13 protein-coding genes are annotated in these 16,102 nt (G+C 62.7%); 6 read left to right on the forward strand and 7 right to left on the reverse strand.

Annotated elements, in window-relative coordinates:
- Together FYJ74_RS04610 and FYJ74_RS04615 are read right to left on the reverse strand one after the other, a co-directional pair.
- Positions 1–199, reverse strand: a 199-nt coding sequence (locus FYJ74_RS04610; RefSeq protein ID WP_229769351.1) for a GTP-binding protein, incomplete at its 3' end; no start/stop codon positions are given.
- A 609-nt stretch (positions 200–808) separates the two neighbouring features.
- The gene (locus tag FYJ74_RS04615) at positions 809–2,341 is read right to left on the reverse strand and encodes a lipid II flippase MurJ (protein WP_195838797.1); all 1,533 of its coding nucleotides are present in this window, start codon (positions 2,339–2,341) and stop codon (positions 809–811) included.
- 162 nt (positions 2,342–2,503) lie between these two features.
- Here FYJ74_RS04615 and FYJ74_RS04620 point away from each other — a divergent pair, with 162 nt between their 5' ends.
- Positions 2,504–2,779 (forward strand): type II toxin-antitoxin system RelB/DinJ family antitoxin, encoded by a 276-nt coding sequence (locus FYJ74_RS04620; protein WP_154528421.1) that lies wholly within the window; start codon positions 2,504–2,506, stop codon positions 2,777–2,779.
- A 295-nt stretch (positions 2,780–3,074) separates the two neighbouring features.
- Here FYJ74_RS04620 and FYJ74_RS04625 read toward each other — a convergent pair whose 3' ends face one another.
- From FYJ74_RS04625 to FYJ74_RS04635, 3 genes are all read right to left on the reverse strand, one after another.
- Positions 3,075–4,472 carry an S-layer homology domain-containing protein gene (locus tag FYJ74_RS04625; protein ID WP_154528422.1) on the reverse strand — a complete coding sequence of 466 codons (1,398 nt, stop codon included), beginning with the start codon at positions 4,470–4,472 and terminating at the stop codon, positions 3,075–3,077.
- 555 nt (positions 4,473–5,027) lie between these two features.
- Positions 5,028–6,446, reverse strand: a complete 1,419-nt coding sequence (locus tag FYJ74_RS04630) for an S-layer homology domain-containing protein (RefSeq protein ID WP_154528423.1) — start codon at positions 6,444–6,446, stop codon at positions 5,028–5,030.
- A 279-nt stretch (positions 6,447–6,725) separates the two neighbouring features.
- Positions 6,726–8,138, reverse strand: coding sequence for an S-layer homology domain-containing protein (locus FYJ74_RS04635; RefSeq protein ID WP_154528424.1), 1,413 nt, complete (start codon positions 8,136–8,138; stop codon positions 6,726–6,728).
- Positions 8,139–8,598: 460 nt separating this feature from the next.
- On the opposite strand from FYJ74_RS04635, the gene FYJ74_RS04640 reads away from it, so the two are divergent.
- The 4 genes from FYJ74_RS04640 (at position 8,599) to FYJ74_RS04655 (ending at position 12,030) form a co-directional block, all read left to right on the forward strand.
- Positions 8,599–9,429, forward strand: a complete 831-nt coding sequence (locus FYJ74_RS04640; protein ID WP_154528425.1) for a phosphate ABC transporter substrate-binding protein — start codon at positions 8,599–8,601, stop codon at positions 9,427–9,429.
- 134 nt (positions 9,430–9,563) lie between these two features.
- Positions 9,564–10,412 carry a PstC family ABC transporter permease gene (locus tag FYJ74_RS04645; protein ID WP_154528426.1) on the forward strand — a complete coding sequence of 283 codons (849 nt, stop codon included), beginning with the start codon at positions 9,564–9,566 and terminating at the stop codon, positions 10,410–10,412.
- Positions 10,409–11,284, forward strand: a complete 876-nt coding sequence (locus tag FYJ74_RS04650) for a PstA family ABC transporter permease (RefSeq protein ID WP_154528427.1) — start codon at positions 10,409–10,411, stop codon at positions 11,282–11,284. Before FYJ74_RS04645 ends, FYJ74_RS04650 begins: the two co-directional genes overlap by 4 nt.
- On the forward strand, positions 11,281–12,030 hold the full coding sequence (locus tag FYJ74_RS04655) for a phosphate ABC transporter ATP-binding protein (RefSeq protein WP_154528428.1): 750 nt from the start codon (positions 11,281–11,283) through the stop codon (positions 12,028–12,030). The genes FYJ74_RS04650 and FYJ74_RS04655 overlap by 4 nt, the downstream gene beginning before the upstream one ends.
- Before the next feature lie 175 nt (positions 12,031–12,205).
- Here the strand turns inward: FYJ74_RS04655 and FYJ74_RS04660 are convergent, their stop codons facing one another.
- Positions 12,206–12,925 carry a serine hydrolase gene (locus FYJ74_RS04660; protein WP_154528429.1) on the reverse strand — a complete coding sequence of 240 codons (720 nt, stop codon included), beginning with the start codon at positions 12,923–12,925 and terminating at the stop codon, positions 12,206–12,208.
- A gap of 216 nt (positions 12,926–13,141) precedes the next feature.
- Here FYJ74_RS04660 and tpx point away from each other — a divergent pair, with 216 nt between their 5' ends.
- The gene (tpx, locus tag FYJ74_RS04665; RefSeq protein ID WP_154528430.1) at positions 13,142–13,654 is read left to right on the forward strand and encodes a thiol peroxidase; all 513 of its coding nucleotides are present in this window, start codon (positions 13,142–13,144) and stop codon (positions 13,652–13,654) included.
- Positions 13,655–13,911: 257 nt separating this feature from the next.
- Here the strand turns inward: tpx and FYJ74_RS04670 are convergent, their stop codons facing one another.
- Entirely contained in the window at positions 13,912–16,062 is a 2,151-nt protein-coding gene (locus FYJ74_RS04670) for an ATP-dependent helicase (protein WP_326830872.1), read from the reverse strand.
- Positions 16,063–16,102: the final 40 nt, after the last annotated feature.

Below are 16,102 nucleotides of genomic sequence, written 5' to 3' on the forward strand. Positions count from 1 at the left end.
GGGAGATGTTGATGGTGATGCCGCGTTCTTTCTCTTCCGGCGCTTTGTCGATCTGGTCGAATTTGGTCTCTTCCGCGTAACCGGCTTTCGACAGGACGTGCGAGATCGCTGCCGTCAGCGTGGTCTTACCGTGGTCGATGTGCCCGATCGTGCCGATGTTCAGATGGGGCTTGCTGCGTTCAAATTTCTCTTTTGCCATTGGTGTGGCCTCCCTAAAACTGAAAATTTTCGGGCCCTGCAGGGGCCGCTTATCGAAAATCAAGCCTGCGTCATCTCTCCTGCGACCGCGTCACAAAGGACCGTCGCCGACAGCTTCTTTCTCCGTTCCAGCAGACGACTCCACCGCGATGCGGGCGGAGAGGCCGCAGACGAACGTTCTGCTTTTCGCTCGTCCATACAAGAGTTAACAGGTTCTCTGGAATTTTATCAAAGTGCGCCCGTCTTGTCCACGGCCCAATCTAAAAAAACAACGTGTTTCACTCCACACATCGTCCCGCGGAGCGAATTAAATTCATCATTTTGACAGAATATTTGATCTTTCATTAAAAATTCATGCGCACTTCACAGCAAAAGGTTCTTGACCGACAAAATTCGACTTTCCCCTAACGGCCGATAAATCAATTAAAAAAAACGAAGGAGATGTTTTTCGCGGACACCGCGGCTGCGGTTTCGGCAAAACCGCGCGCAAATTTCGCCGATTCGCCTGTGCATCGCGATCGAACCGCACACAGGACGCCACGGAGAATCGGCCGTCGGGCTCTCTTCATGCGAAATGTTCCACGTGGAACACACCATCCGGCCGTCTTCATCATTTTCCTCTTTTTCGCCGCCGCGCCGGCTTCAACAGCGCCCGCGGCCGCCAGACCGGCGGCACCGAATCGAAGAAACCCAGCCTTTCGCCGCCGAGATAATACGCCGCTGCCAACAGTCCGCCGGCCAGGACCGCCGCCACGCCGTTTTCCCGCAGCGGCCCGAGCGCCGCGCACGGCAGCGCGAACGCAAGCGACGGCTTCCACACCGCTCGGGCCGCGCGCTTCAACGCCCCCGGCGCCAACAGCGCCGCATAGACCAGAGCCGAGCCGCCCCACGTCAGCCCCGTCGCCACACAGAGCCCCGGCGCGCCCCAGCGCGGCGCCAGCATCCAGTCCAGAAACGCGTTCACCCCCAGCGCCCCGTAACTCACGGACAAAATCGTCTTCAGCCTGCCCGCCGCCTGCGCGTAGCGCGACAAAAACTGCCCCCACAACATCAGCGGCAGACTCCAGGCCGCCGCGGCCACGCACGGCGCCGTCAGATCCACCGCCGCCGCGTCGAAGGCGCCGTAGCCCAGAAAGATCCTCACCAGCGGCCGGCTCAGCGCCGACATCAGCGCCGCCGGCGGAAGCAGGTACAGCCATCCCGTGCACATCACCGTTTCGAGCTGCGCCTGCGACGCTTCGGGCGAATCCATCAGCGCGCTGGCGCGATGCAGATAAATCATCAGCGCCGGCGCAAGCACGCTCTGCGGCAGCATGTAGATCAATCCCGCGTAGCTGAGCGCGGAAATGTTTCCCGCCGGCAGCCCCGAGGCGAAATAGCGGTCCACCAACAGATACAGCCCGCTGGCGCCGACGATGCCGACGCAGAGCAGACAATCCGTGCGCAGCTCGCGCAGCGCCTCCTCGCGCGCCGCGCCCGCAGCCCGCCAGGGGAAATCCCCCGTGACCCGGAACGTGCCCCAGGCCAGAAGCGCCACCACCAGACTGTACATCGCCGGCACGGCGTACACCCCCCAGAAAAAAGACGCCGCCCAGATCGCCGGGATCAGCAGCGCATGCCCCAGCACCGCAAGAGAGACCGAAAGACTGTACCGCCCGTTGAAATTGTTCCAAACGCCAAGGAAAGGCAGCACGATCCATGCCACGCCCCAAGGGATCAGCATCACCAGCATTCGGGCAGCCATCACCTGCCGCAGCGGCTCGAAATGCCGCGCGAAAAACGCCACCAGCGCCGCCGGAAAAACCGCCGCCAGCGCCGCCGACAGCAGCGCGCCGATCAACGCCAGGCGAAAAACGCGCGCCATCAGAGCCGCCGCATCCGCCCCCGTCTCCTGCCGCACCAGCCGCGGCAGCAGCGCCGATTCCGTCACATTCTGCACGATCTGGCACAGCAGCGAAAGGATCCCCATGCTGACATAAAAGGCGTCCATGCCCGCCGAAGCGCCGAACAGCCACGCCAGCATCAGCGTGCGCAGATAGCCGACCGGCTTCGACAGCGCCCCCACCGTCACCGAAACCAGCGCCCCGGCACGCGCCTCCTGCGCGCCGCAGAAAAAATCGCGAATCTTGCGCCCCATGGCCATCGTCTCACCTCGCCCGCATCTTCCATTTCGGTAAGCATAACACAAAAAACACCATGGCGCGAAGAAAAACGGCATGGCGCGAGGCACAGTTCATCGGCCGGTCAGGATATTCGTTGACGCCGCACGTCAAAAACACTGCAACAGACGTACAAAAAGGGCCCCATGGCCGGACATTCGGCGCCGATTTTCAATTCAACGTCCGTGCGCGTCGACGAGGACAGCAAGAAGCAAGTCGAGGCGTTCTGCGCCGACGTCGGCATCAATCCCTCCACCGCCGTCAACCTCTTTTTCAAGGTCATGCTCAGAGAAAACCGTATTCCCTTTGAGATCGCAAGAGAACCCTTTTACGCCCCGGTCAACATGGCGCACCTGCGCCGCAGCATTGCCCAGGCCGAAGCGGGACGCCTCACACCCCACGAATTGATCGAAGTCGACTGAGCATGTACCGGTTATACGCTTACGGCCGGCAACGACGAATTTTTGAACACGGCGCTCGAAATCGCCAGAGGCGGACTTCATCTTCAAGGCATTTATCAATGGCTTCTCAAGCGTGCCCAATCAGGTTAAACGTTCCGACGCGTCACAAAAGCGCGCATAAGATTCCCCATAATGTCATAAATAATGAAGAAGCACTGGAAAAAAAGACTTCCAGCGCTTCTTTTCATAGGGAGCAGGCGGATAAAAAAGCGGAGCTGCCGAAGCAGCCCCGCTTTTTGCGTTGGCAGAGATTCGCTTAGAAGTTCAGCAGCGTGCGGAAGCGGATCTGGTTGTTGTCGTAGTCGGGATCGCCCAGTTTGCCGTCCATGTCGCTGTAGGCCAGTTCGAAGTAGAGGTTGGGCGTGTACTGATAGCCGATGCCCACCGTCCACTCCTTCATGTCGTTGACGTTGTCCATGTCGTACTTGACGTAGCGCTCGAAAGAGCTCCACTTGTCGTTCCACTTCTGCTTCGCCTTGACGAAGAGAGCGTCCATGTCGTCCTGCACCGTGATGACCTTGTCGTACTCGGGCCAGTCGATGTCGCTGAAGGAGTAGGGGTTGTTGTGCAGGATGAAGCCCTGATCAAACTGGGCGTACTCAACCCACAGGCTGGTGAACTTCAGCACGTCCTGGCTGACGTCGAGAATGACCTTCCACGCCTTGGGGTCGTCCGCGCCGGCGACGACCACGGAATCATCTGCGATGTCCTGCATGTAGTAGGCGCCCTTCAGCTCGAGACCGTCCATGAAGCTGAAGCCGAGGCCCGCCCAGTAGGTCTTGTAGTCGGTGTCGCCTCTGTCTTCCCACAGACCGTTGACGCTCAGCCACAGCTTCTCGCTGAAGTCGAGCTTCAGGCGGGCACCGTAGACATCGTCACTGGGATTGGCAGCGTAAACGCTACCGCCGCCTCTTCTGGAGGCTGCGAAGCCCTCGACGGTGAACATGCCGCGGTTGTACTTCAGGTCGAAGCCGCGATAGCCGGTGTCCATGAAGAACGCGTCGTTGTCGTCGTACAGTCCGTCTTCGTCTTCCCAGTCAAGCGCGAACTGACCGCCGCGCATCGTCAGGCCTTCCATGCCAAAGAAGTCCTTGGCGGTGACCCACCAGCGGTCGAACGTATCATTGTGCCAGCGGGCGTCGAAGCTGACGCCGTCGCTCAGGTCGCGGTGCAGGAACAGACGGGCGCGGTTCATCGTGAATCCGTCTTCACCAGAACCAGAACCGGCAACATCATTGTCCCAGGCGTTGTAGTCGAAGCGCATCTGACCGGTGATCTTCCATCCGCCGAGGCCCTTCTCGAGCGCGCTCAGGCGGCTGTCGAAGCCGTCCACTTTCACGCCCAAGGCTTCCAGCTCCGGCTGGAATTCCACCACCAGCGCCTTCAGCTTCTCCAGGTCTTCACCGCTCAGGCCGCCCGCGGCCATCATGCGCGCCACCATCGTGGCGATCTCGTAGCGGGTCATGGCGCGGTTGCCCTTGAACGTCCCGTTCGGATAACCCTCCAGGATTCCCTTCGCGCTCAGCTGCTCCACGGCGTCGTACGCCCAGTGGTTCATCGGCACGTCGCTGAACGGATTCGCGGCGAACGCCGGCGCGGCTGCGGCCGCCAGCGATGCGGCGGCGACTACGGCGAGCATTTTCTTCATACTCATTCTCAAAACTCCTCCTCAAAAAACGATTTTTTTGCGCGCTTCTCGAATTTGGCTTCGCGAGCGGGGAGAAGTTTCTTCGGGAGTTTCCTCGTTTCCTCGCCGCTTCCTCTTCGGCCCATTCCGCACGGCTTTTTTCGAGCGATTCTGTTTTCGTCGCAGAATCCTTCCTGCACGCGCCTTTATATTAGCAAAAAATTTTTGTTTTGCAAGTCCTTGTCCAACGCCGACGATTTTAGGTTTTGATCCTTGATTTTACTGGTTCTTCTTTACATTCACCGCAGAGCGCCCATATTTACAACGTAAATAACGCAGAAAAGCACAGTGCAATATTTTTTACTTTCGATTAAGTGATCGATTAAGATTATATTGCATCATTCCCAAAAAAACGATCCTCGCCGTAAGCTTTTCCATTGAGGAATTTTTGGGAAATATCCGCCTTTTTCGGCATTCTTCCCCGCCCATTTCCCGACGGCTTCGTTCGGATCGTTCCCATAAAAAATACCGCCGCTGCGCTCCTCAGCGCGGCGGCATTTTCCTCTTCAATTGACGCGTCGGTTAAAAGCTCAACATGGTGCGGAAGCGCACCTGTTTGTTGTCGTAATCCTTCATGTTGACGGCGCCGTCCTGATCGTTGTAGGCCAGTTCGAAATACAGGCCGGGGCTGTATTGATAGCCGACGCCGACGGTCCACTCGCGCGGCGCCGGCGACAGGCTGTCGACGTCGTAGCGGGCGTACCGTTCGAACGTGCTCCAGCGTTCGCTCCACTGCTGGCGAGCGCCCACGAACCACACGCCGGTGTCGCCCGCGAGCGAAAAGTTGCGCCTTGCGCCGCGGCGCGGCCAGTCGACGTCGTCGTTGAACGACCAGGGGACGTTGTCGAGGCGGAAGCCCGCGTCGATCTGGGCGTATTCCAGCCAGATGCTGGTGAAGCGCAGTTTTTCCTGGCTGAGGTCGAGAATCACCTTCCAGGCTTTGGGATCGTCGGCCGCCGTAGGAACGCCGTAATAGTCCGCCAGCCCGTCGTTCAGATCCTGCCGGTAATAGGCGCCGCGGAAGGCGATGCCGTCGGAAAGCATGTATCCCAACCCAGCCCAGTACGTGTTGAAATCGGCGTCGTTTTCGTTGCGCCACAGGCCGTTCAGGCTCAGCCAGGCGCGCTCGCCCAGATTGACCTTGAGGCGCGCGCCGTAATGCTCGTCGCTCGCGCCCGCGGCGTAGACCGATTCCCCGTCGTCGGCGCGCTGCGAGGCGGCGAACGCCGCCAGTTCCACGGCGCCGGCGTCTTTCTTCAGGCTGGCGCCGCGGTAGGCGGAGCCCATGAAGAAGCCATTGCGGTCATAATAGAGACGGTCCTCGTCTTCCCAGTCAAGCGCAAACTGCCCGGCCCTGAAGGTCAGCCCCCGGCCGAGGAAATCGGCCGCCGTCACCCAAAAGCGGTCGAACGTGCCGTCGCTCCAGCGCGCGTCGAAGCCGATTTTGCCGCCAAGGTCGCGGTGCAGATAAAGCCGGGCTTCGTCGAACGTAAAGCCGTCGCTTAGTGCGCCCGAACCGGGCAGGTCGTTGTCCCACGCGTTGAAGTCGAACTGCAGGGTTCCGCCGATCCTCCAGCCGCTCAGCCCTTTTTCGAGGGGGTCCAGACGGCCGTCAAGACGGTCGGTCTTCACTCCGAGGGCTTCCAGTTCGGGACGGAATTCGGCCGCGAGATCGTCGAGACGGGCCCGGTCTTCGCCGCTCGCGCCGCCGTTGACCAGCGCGCGGGCCACCATGACGGCGATCTCGTAACGGCTCATGGCTCGCTCCCCCTTGAACGCGCCGTCGGGATAGCCTTCGAGGATCCCCCTGGCGCCGAGTTCGGCCACGGCGTCATAGGCCCAGTGGCCGGCGGGCACGTCGCCGAACGATTCGGCGCGCGCGGCGGAAAGCGCCGCCAACGCGAGCGCCGCCGCCAGAAAAAGCGTTCTGCGGATATTCATTTTTGCCTCACCCCGCTTTTCGAGAGACAGAAAATTCCCGCGCCGCCACGGCGGACACGGAAGAAAAAGGCCGGCGGACCGGCCGATCGATGGCATTCGTCACCGCGCGGCCAAAGACTCGCGAACCGCGCGTCATTATCATAACATTTTTCGCGGCGGATGGCGAATCGCGGAAGGATATTTTCAAAAAAGAACTAAAGCGCGCCGTTCTCCCGAAAACGCGAAGAGGCGACTGCCCGAAAGCAGTCGCCTCTGTTTTTTGCAAAACGCGGATTGGATTTAGAACGTCAGCAGGGTGCGGAAGCGGATGAAGCTGCCCTCTTCGAAACCGGGAACGCCGTTGGCTCCCACGTCCATCTTGTTGTAGGCCAGCTCGAAGTAAAGGTTGGGGCTGTACTGGTAGCCGACGCCCACCGCCCAATCCTTGGCCTTGTCGCCGCCGTCGGGATCATACTGAACGTAACGGCCGAAAGTGCTCCACTTTTCGTTCCATTCCTGCTTGGCGGCGACGAAGATCACGTCCGTGTCGGCGCCGAAGGTCGTAAATCCGTCAAGGTAATCGCCGAGCTTGCCGAAAGCGTAGGGCAGATTTTCGGCGATGAAGCCCTGATCGAACTGAGCGTACTCGACCCACAGGCTGGTGAACTTGAGCACGTCCTGGCTGACGTCGAGGGCGACTTTCCAGGCTTTGGGATCGTCGATGGCGGCGCCGTCGATATCTTCCATGTAATACGCGCCCTTCAGCTCGAGACCGTCGGCGAACTTGAAACCAAGCGCGGCCCAATAGGCGGCGAAATCGTCGCTGCCCCACTCCGCGGCGCTTTTGCCCTCGGGTCTGACCCAATAGCCGTTGGCGCTCAGCCAGAACTTCTCGTTGAAGTTCAGCTTCAGGCGGGCGCCATAATACTCGCCGCTCTCGTTTCTGTCATAGACCGACCAGCCGTCGTCGGCGCGGTTGGAAGCGGCGAAGCCCGATACCTCGGCCAGGCCGAAGCTCTTGCTGAGGCCAAAGCCGCGGTAGGTCAGCCCCTGGAACAGGCCGGCGTCTTCGTGTTCACCGTAGTACAGGCCGTCGTCGCCTTCAAAGTCGACGTCGAACTGACCGGCCTTGACGGTGAACCCCTCCCAGCCCAAGAAATCTTCGGCCGTCAGGTAGAAGCGGTCAAAGGTGTCGTCGCCCCACTCGGCGTCGAAGCTGACCTTGTCGCTCAAATCGCGGTGCAGGAACAGGCGGGCACTGTCGAATTCGAAGCCGTGATCGCCCTCAAGGTCATCGCGGCCGCCGTTGAAGTCGAACTGCATTTCGCCGCTGATTCTCCATCCGCCGAGGCCCTTCTCGAGCGCGCTCAGGCGGCTGTCGAAGCCGTCCACTTTCACGCCCAGCGCTTCCAGCTCGGGCTGGAACTCCACCACCAGCGCCTTCAGCTTCTCCAGGTCTTCACCGCTCAGGCCGCCCGCGGCCATCATGCGCGCCACCATCGTGGCGATCTCGTAGCGGGTCATGGCGCGGTTGCCCTTGAACGTCCCGTTCGGATAACCCTCCAGGATTCCCTTCGCGCTCAGCTGCTCCACGGCGTCGTACGCCCAGTGGTTCATCGGCACGTCGCTGAACGGATTCGCGGCGAACGCCGGCGCGGCTGCGGCCGCCAGCGATGCGGCGGCGACTACGGCGAGCATTTTCTTCATACTCATTCTCAAAACTCCTCCTCAAAAAACGATTTTTTTGCGCGCTTCTCGAATTCGGCTTCGCGAGCGGGGAGAAGTTTCTTCGGGAGTTTCCTCGTTTCCTCGCCGCTTCCTCTTCGGCCTCGCCGCCGCCTCTTCGAAAAGCGAATCCCGTCGCAAAAACAGGATCTGACGCATGATCATTATAGTTAGTATGTCATAACTAATCAACGCTCGAAAACTTTAATTTCCCTTTTCAAAATAAAGCCATTTCGGTTTAATCAAACAGAAACTTGCACGGAGACACGGAGTTATGAATGAGGCGCGCATCGATAGAATTTGAGAATATACGACAAACAGCTCAAATCGTTCGGATTTTTTTGCTGAGTTCTCAGTTATTCGGCAGTATCACGAGAAAATTTTTTCGCCTAAGATATTCCTTATGGTTGTATAGATTATTTTCATTGCAAAGGAGCAGATGAAAAACATGAACGTGAAAAAAGTTTTCCTTTCCGCCGCGCTGGCTCTCGCCGTCGCGTCGGCGGCCGCGGCCGCGCCGCTGGACGCCTTCAAGGGCATGTCGGGGACGATGGACATCGCCGGAGGCACGGCGCATATCCCCGTGATGAAGGAAGCGGCCAAGCGCATCATGAGCGTCAATCCCGAGATCCGCATCACCGTGGCCGGCGGCGGCTCGGGCGTGGGCGTCAAACAGGTCGGCGAAGGGCTGGTCGCCATCGGCAACACGGGACGCCCGCTCAAGGAGAAGGAAATCGCCCAGTACGGCCTGAAGACATTTCCCTTCGCGATCGACGGCGTGGCGGTCGTAGTCAATCCCGCCAATCCCGTCGGCGCGCTGACGAAGGAACAGGTGGCGGCGATCTACGCCGGCACGGTCAAGGACTGGTCGGAAGTGGGCGGCACGGCGGGCGCCATCAACGTGTTCGGGCGCGAGGACGGCTCGGGCACGCGCGAAGTGTTCACCGACAAGGTGATCAGCAAGGGCGAGCTGGCCCCGAGCGTGAATGTAGTCAACTCCAACGGCGCGATGAAGACGGCCGTCGGCGGCGATGAGCGCGCCATCGGCTACGTGGGTATCGGCCACATCGACGCCTCCGTGAAAGCGCCGACGCTGGACGGCATGACGGCGACGCAGGAGAACGCGGCCAACGGTTCCTACACGGTGGTGCGCGACCTGTTCATGAATACGAAGGGCGAGCCGCAGGGGCTGACGAAGGCGTTCATCGACTACATCTACACCGACGAGGGCGCCGAGATCATCCGCAAGAGCGGCTACATCCCCCTGCCCCGCAAATAATGGGGCGCGGGAAAAATTTTCGCGGCGCGCGATTCACGCGGGGAAAGCCTCGGCGCTTTCCCCGCGTCGTCGTATCCATATCGTGACGAACGCCCGGCGCGAAACGCGGCGGGGCGATGAAGGAAGATGATTCGATGACGGAAAACAAAGCGCCGCTGTGGCTCTCGGCCGCAGCGGCCTGCGTGGGGACACTGATGGCGTCGGTATTCGGCTTTATCATCGTCAGCGCGCTGCAGGCGGCGCTCGGCGGCGACGCGGCGGCGCTGATGGGCGACGCATGGCGGCCCGACGCCGGGCAGTACGGCATCGCGCCGATGGTCTGGGCGACGCTGGTTCTGTCGCTGTCGGCGCTGTCACTGGCGTGGTGTCTGTCGCTGGGCTGCGCCTGCTTCATGCACGGACTGGCGCCCCGCTGGGCGGCGCGCGCTCTCGGCGCGGCAATCCGTTTCATGACGGCGGTGCCGACGGTGGTGTACGGTTTCGTTTCGGTGTTCCTGCTCGTGCCGCTGGTGCGGCGCTCTCTGGGCGGCTCGGGGCTGTGCTGGCTGTCGGCGGGGCTGGTCCTCAGCCTGCAGATTCTGCCGGCGATGACGCTGGTGATCGACGGCGCGCTCCGCTCCATGGAGCAGCGCACGGCGCTGACGGCGGCGGCGCTGGGGATCGAGCCGGCGCAGTCGCTGGCGTGGATCGCGTTGCCGGCGTCGCGCCGCGCCCTGCTCAGCGCCGCCACGCTGGGATTCGGCCGCGCCGTGGGCGACACGCTGATCCCGACGATGCTGGCCGGCAACGCCGTGCAGTACGCGCGCACGCCGCTGCAGGCGATGCGGACGCTGGCGGCCCACATCGGCCTGATCACCTCGACGGACGTGACCGGGCAGGCGTACCATTCGCTGTTCGCGGCCGGCGGCCTGCTGCTGCTTTTCAGCGCCGCGGCCAGCCTGACGGTGCGCCGCCTCAAGGCGCAAAAGGAGAAATGCGCATGAGGAGCCGGGCGCTGCTGGTTCTTTCATGGGGCGCGGCACTGATCGTGCCCGCGTCCGTCGGCGCCATGCTGTGGCGCTTGTGCGCCCGGGGCGGTCCAACGCTGGGGCTGGAACTGTTTTTCGGCGACGCGCCGCCGCTGCAGGCCATGTTCGGTCGTTTTCCCGTCTGGGACGGCATCTGGCCGGCGGCCGCGGGCACGCTGTCGCTGCTGGCGCTGACGATGGCGATGGCGCTGCTCCCCGGCGTCGGCTGCGGCGTATACCTGGCCTGCTTCGCCGCTCCGCGGGCGAAGCGCTGGCTCGGTCTGGCGGTGGATCTGCTGGCGGGCGTGCCGTCGATCGTGATGGGGCTGTTCGGCTTCATGCTGATTTTGGCGCTGCGGCGGCTGTTCGCGCCCGCGGCCACCACGTGCCTGCTGCTGTCGGCGTTCTGTCTGGCGCTGCTGGTGCTGCCGCCGCTGATCATCACGACGCGGACGGTGCTGGAAAGCCTGCCAGGCGAACTGCGGCTGACGGGCGAGGCGCTGGGGCTGACGCCGTGGCAGACGGCACGGCACCTGCTGCTGCCCGCGGGAGGGCGGGACGTTCTCGGCGGCGTGATGCTGGCGCTGGGGCGCGCCGCCGAGGACACGGCGGTGATCATGGTCACGGGGGCGGTCGCCAACGCCGGTCTGCCCGCCGGGCTGACGGCCAAGTACGAGGCGCTGCCGTTCTTCATCTTCTACATCTCGGCGCAGTACGCCGACCAAGGCGACCTGCGGCGCGGCTTCGGCGCGGCGCTAGTACTGCTGATTCTCTCGGGGGCGCTGCTGCTGTGCGCCCACGCGCTGCAGAGGAGCCTCGAACGAAAATGGAAAGGAGAGCGCCCATGAATCTGTGTGCGCGCATCGAAAACCTGAACGTCAGCGCCGGAGCGCAAAACATCCTGAACGGTCTGTCGCTGGAATGTCCCGACCGGAAGATCACCGTGCTGGTCGGACGCAGCGGCTCGGGCAAGACGACGCTGCTGCGGTCGCTGAACCGGCTGAACGACTGTTTTCCGGCGCTGCGCACGTCGGGCCGCGTGGAGCTGAAAATCGGCGGCCTCCTGCGGGCCGTCGGCGACGTGCCGCTGCCGGAACTGCGCCGCCGCGCCGGCATGGTCTTTCAGTCGCCCAACCCCTTGCCTCTGAGCGTCGCCCGCAATGTGCTGCTGCCTTTGCAGCTGACGCTCGGCGTGAAGGGAACGGAGGCGGAGGGGCGCATGAAACAGGCGCTCGAGCAGGTAGGGCTGTGGAAAGAGGTCGCAGGGCGGCTGAACCAGCCCGCCGCGTCGCTGTCGGGCGGGCAGCAGCAGCGTCTTTGTCTGGCGCGCACGCTGGCGCTGGAACCTGACGTGCTGCTGCTGGACGAGCCGACCGCGTCGCTCGACCGCCACGCCGCTGAGGTCGTCGAAGATCTGCTGCTGTCGCTGAAAGAGCGCTATCCGATCGTGATGGTCTCGCACAGTCTGATTCAGGCGCGCCGCCTCGCCGACCGCCTCGCCGTGCTGCGCGGCGGCGCGCTGTGCCGCACGCTCGACGCCGCCGAGCTGCCCGCGGGCGGCGAAGGCGAGGTGTTCATCGAGCGTTTGCTGTAAACAAAAGCCACCGCGGAGACACGGAGAAAAACGAAAAATATGGACTATAGAAATACGAGAGAAGCTGGCGGGAGAACAATCTCCTGCCAGCTTCTCCTATGTTTTTGCCGCGAAGCGGCAACCTTTTTTGCCTTTCTTTGTGTCTCCGCGGTGGCTTTTGTTTTGACCTTCGCCCCTACGCCTCCCCGTCTTCGCCGCAGACGGCTTCGGCGACGCGGCGGCAGAAGCGCGCGCCCTTTTCGCGATCCGGCTGCAGCATCACCAGCGCCGCGGCGACCACGGGACGCTTGCCGTCGGGGCAGAGGACGCCCGCGTCGTATTCGCTGCCGGGAAACGAAGCGCCGAAACGCGCCAGGCATTTTTCTCCCACGGACGCGAACTTGCCGCCGTCCCGGGATTCCGACATGAGCGCCAGCAGACGCCGGCAACTGGCCTCCGACAGCCCCTCGTGACTCAGAAGACGACGGAAAAATGCGGCCGCGTCCTCGGCGCAGGTGACGTTGCTCCGCAGCGATTCGTTCTCCCCCACCGGGCGGCGGATCTCCGTCTGCTCCATGCCGGCGCGGCGGGCCGCGGCGTTGACCGCTTCCATGCCGAGCGCGCTGATCAGCGCGTTGACTGCTTCCACGCCGCCGCCGCAGACGGCGCGGGCCGCGTCTTCCCAGCTCATGGGAGCGCCGGGAAGCGGCTCTCCCAGTTCGATCTCGCCCGCTTCGACGCGCTCGAAAAGGTTCCACAGCGCCGGCAGCGCCGCCATCGGTCCGGCGGGCACAAAACGTCCGCCGTTATAGACAAGCTGCAGGTCCGCCGTGCCGTCGTAAACGGCCGCCGCCGGCGCGCCGCCGGCGGCGCCGGCGATCGCCCGCAGGACGCCGCCTTTCCAATTTTCAGGCATGAAAACTCCTCCTTATGAATAATCCTGCACGAGTGTAAACGCTCCCGCCGTCGCTGTCAATTTTCCGCGACAGATGTTTTTTGACTCCCTGCGGCCTTGCAATTTTTCGCTTTGTGTGTCAAAATATCCGCGGAGGCAAAGAAGTGTTTTTTGCTCGGAATTCATTCGCCGCCGGAAAATGATGCGGCGGCCATTGATCTTAAGGAGGTCATTCGCATGCAGGAAAGAAAAGGCGTCGTCGCGATGAAGGGCAATCCGCTCACGCTGGTGGGGCCGGAGCTGAAAGTCGGCGACAAGGCGCCCGATTTCGCCGTGGTCGACACGGCCATGGCGCCCAAATCGCTGAAGGATTACGCGGGCAAGATCAAGGTGCTCTCCGTGACGCCGTCGCTGGACACGCCCGTCTGCGATCTGCAGGCCACGTGGTTCAACGAGGACGCGGCCGAGCTGGGCGACGTGTACGTGCTCAACGTCAGTATGGACCTGCCCTTCGCGCTGAAACGCTATTGCGCCGCCAAGGGCTTCGACAAGGTGGCGACGCTCTCCGACCACCGCGAGGCCTCGTTCGGCACGGCCTACGGCGTGCTGATCAAGGAGCTGCGCCTGCTGGCCCGCGCCGTTTTCGTGGTCGACCGCGACGACGTGATCCGCTACGTCGAAGTGGTGCCCGAGGCCACCGACTCCATCGACTACGACAAGCTGCTGGAGGCCGTCAAGGCGCTGGCGTAAGGACAAAACACGAATACCGATCCGTAAAGCGCCCCTCGATGGCCGGAAACGTTCCGACCTTCGAGGGGCGTTTTTCAAGAATGGGGGCAAGCAGAAATCCTCGATTCATCGACGCAAAAAATTTCGCCCGCTCCGGTTCACTCGAACCGGAGCGGGCGAAATTTCTCTTGAGCATACAAACCAAATCGTTGCGGCATATTGCTTGAAGTAATCATGCTCCACGCAGAACATTTTCGGCGCGCACAAAAACGCGCCCGCTACGACCGCGTCAGCGGCGCTTTGAAGCTGAGCCGCCGCGGCGTGGCGAGGCGGTCGAAGCGCACCGTGTAGCACAGCTCGTCCGCGTCCGCGTCGACGATCACGCCGGGGCCGAAAACGGGGTGCGTCACCTTCGTGCCCGGCGGCAGCGCCTCGATCCGGCTGTCGCAGCGCAGCTGCCTTTCGCTCTCGGCGATACGCTCGCGGGCCTCTTCGATCAGGCCGGGGCGCGGCGGCGCGACGTGCTGCAAAAGTTCCGGGTCGATATCGAGGACGAAGCGGCTCGGATAGCGCGGCGAACCGTCGAGCGTGCGGCCGCCGGCTTCCGTCAGGCAGAGGGCGTCGCGGGCGCGGGTCACGGCAACGAAGGCGAGGCGGCGCTCCTCCTCCATCGCTTGCAGCGTGCGCGTGCGGCGCGTCGGGAATACGCCTTCGTTCATGCCGCACAGAAACACGTGGGGAAATTCCAGCCCCTTGGCGGCATGCACGGTCATCAGGCGCACCGTGTCGGCCGACTCGGCGCGGTCGCCGTCGGTGAACAGCGCCGCATGGCGGAGGTAATCGGCGACGCCGCTTTCCTCGCCGCAGGTCGTTTCGTACTCGTGGACGGCCTGTTTCAGCTCGGCCAGATTGTCGAGGCGCTGCTGGGCGCCCTCGGTGCGCAGCATGGCTTCGTAGCCGCTCTCGTCGAGGAGGCCGGACAGCGCTTCCGAGACTGGCAGAACCGGGGCGGCGGAGAACCGTTCGATCAGGCGCACGAAGGCGGCGGCGCGGGTGCCTTTGAAAATTTCCTCGTCCAGCGTCGCGGTCAGCGCCTCCCACAGCGAGCAGCCGAGCGACGCCGCCCGCTCTTCCAAAAAGGCCATGCGCCGCGCCCCCATGTTGCGCCGCGGCGCGTTGACCACGCGGCGGAAGGAGAGGTCGTCGCGGTAGGCGACCAGGCGCAGGTAGGCGAGCGCGTCCTTGATCTCGGCGCGGTCGTAGAACTGCACGCCGGCGTAGATCGTGTAGGGGATCTTCTCCTTCAAAAACGCCGCTTCCAGGCTGCGCGTCAGGTAATGGGCGCGGTACAGCACCGCGCACGACTTGCAGGGCGCGCCCGCTTCGCGGAGTTTTTTGATCTCGGCGGCGATCCAGCGCGCCTCGTCCTCTGCCGTCTCGCCGTGGAAGCAGCGCACCGGGGCGCCGGGGGCGCGCACGGGGAGCAGGTCTTTTTTGACGCGCGTCTCGTTCTTGCCGATCAGGCTGTTGGCGGCCGCGAGGATCTGCGGCGTGGAGCGGTAATTTTCCATCATCATGATCGTGCGCGTGCCCGGGTGACGGGCGTCGAAGTCGAGAAGGTATTTGACGCTGGCGCCGCGCCAGGTGTAGATGGTCTGGTCGGGGTCGCCGACGACGAACAGGTTTTTGTGAAAGCCGCAGAGGGCTTCCATGAGGCGGTACTGAAGCCCGTCGATGTCCTGAAACTCGTCGATCATCACGTATTCGAGGCGCTGCTGCCACTTGCGGCGGATCTCCGGCTCGCGCTCGAAGATGTGCAGCGTGAAGACGATCAGGTCGTTGTAGTCCAGGCCGAAGCATTTCTTCTGCTGGTAGAGATAGCCGTAAAACAGGATGTCCGCCGTCTCCGCGGCTTCTTCGTATTTTTTGCGCAGCCGTTCCAGCGGCAGGGCGATCAGGTCGAGGCAGTACCGCGGCTCCTTGAAGAGCTTGCGGATCTCGAACATGTCGCGCGCCTCGGCGAAGGTCATGTCGCGCAATGTCAGGCCGCGCTCGGCGTAAACGATCCTGAGGATGTCGTCGATGTCGGAGTTGTCGAGGACGATGAAGCTTTTCGGATACTGCACGGCGTGGCTGTCCTCCTGCAGGACGGAGACGCAGAAGCCGTGAAACGTGTTGACGTAGCCGGTGTCGTTGTCGCCGGTGAGCGCGTGGATGCGCTGGCGCATTTCGTTGGCCGACTTGTTGCTGAAGGTGACGCAGAGGATGCGCCCGGGTATCACGCCCAGCCCATCCACCAGCCAGGCGAAGCGCCGCGACAGGGCGCGCGTCTTGCCCGAACCGGCGCCGGCGATGACGCGCACGTAGCCTTCCGTGGCCGTCACGGCCTCGCGCTGGGACGCGTTCAGCCCTTCGAGGATGTCTTTCACGCCGCTCGCCCCCTTTCTTTCGCGAATACCAATTATCATA

Source organism: Pyramidobacter porci (assembly GCF_009695745.1).
Classification (GTDB): domain Bacteria; phylum Synergistota; class Synergistia; order Synergistales; family Dethiosulfovibrionaceae; genus Pyramidobacter; species Pyramidobacter porci.

Excerpts from the sequence above, each read along its gene's own strand:
- FYJ74_RS04615 (WP_195838797.1), bottom strand. The coding sequence starts at position 2,341 with ATGGCCATGGGGCGCAAGATTCGCGATTTTTTCTGCGGCGCGCAGGAG.
- FYJ74_RS04620 (WP_154528421.1), top strand. The coding sequence starts at position 2,504 with ATGGCCGGACATTCGGCGCCGATTTTCAATTCAACGTCCGTGCGCGTC.
- FYJ74_RS04625 (WP_154528422.1), bottom strand. The coding sequence starts at position 4,472 with ATGAGTATGAAGAAAATGCTCGCCGTAGTCGCCGCCGCATCGCTGGCG.
- FYJ74_RS04630 (WP_154528423.1), bottom strand. The coding sequence starts at position 6,446 with ATGAATATCCGCAGAACGCTTTTTCTGGCGGCGGCGCTCGCGTTGGCG.
- FYJ74_RS04635 (WP_154528424.1), bottom strand. The coding sequence starts at position 8,138 with ATGAGTATGAAGAAAATGCTCGCCGTAGTCGCCGCCGCATCGCTGGCG.
- FYJ74_RS04640 (WP_154528425.1), top strand. The coding sequence starts at position 8,599 with ATGAACGTGAAAAAAGTTTTCCTTTCCGCCGCGCTGGCTCTCGCCGTC.
- FYJ74_RS04645 (WP_154528426.1), top strand. The coding sequence starts at position 9,564 with ATGACGGAAAACAAAGCGCCGCTGTGGCTCTCGGCCGCAGCGGCCTGC.
- FYJ74_RS04650 (WP_154528427.1), top strand. The coding sequence starts at position 10,409 with ATGAGGAGCCGGGCGCTGCTGGTTCTTTCATGGGGCGCGGCACTGATC.
- FYJ74_RS04655 (WP_154528428.1), top strand. The coding sequence starts at position 11,281 with ATGAATCTGTGTGCGCGCATCGAAAACCTGAACGTCAGCGCCGGAGCG.
- FYJ74_RS04660 (WP_154528429.1), bottom strand. The coding sequence starts at position 12,925 with ATGCCTGAAAATTGGAAAGGCGGCGTCCTGCGGGCGATCGCCGGCGCC.
- tpx (WP_154528430.1), top strand. The coding sequence starts at position 13,142 with ATGCAGGAAAGAAAAGGCGTCGTCGCGATGAAGGGCAATCCGCTCACG.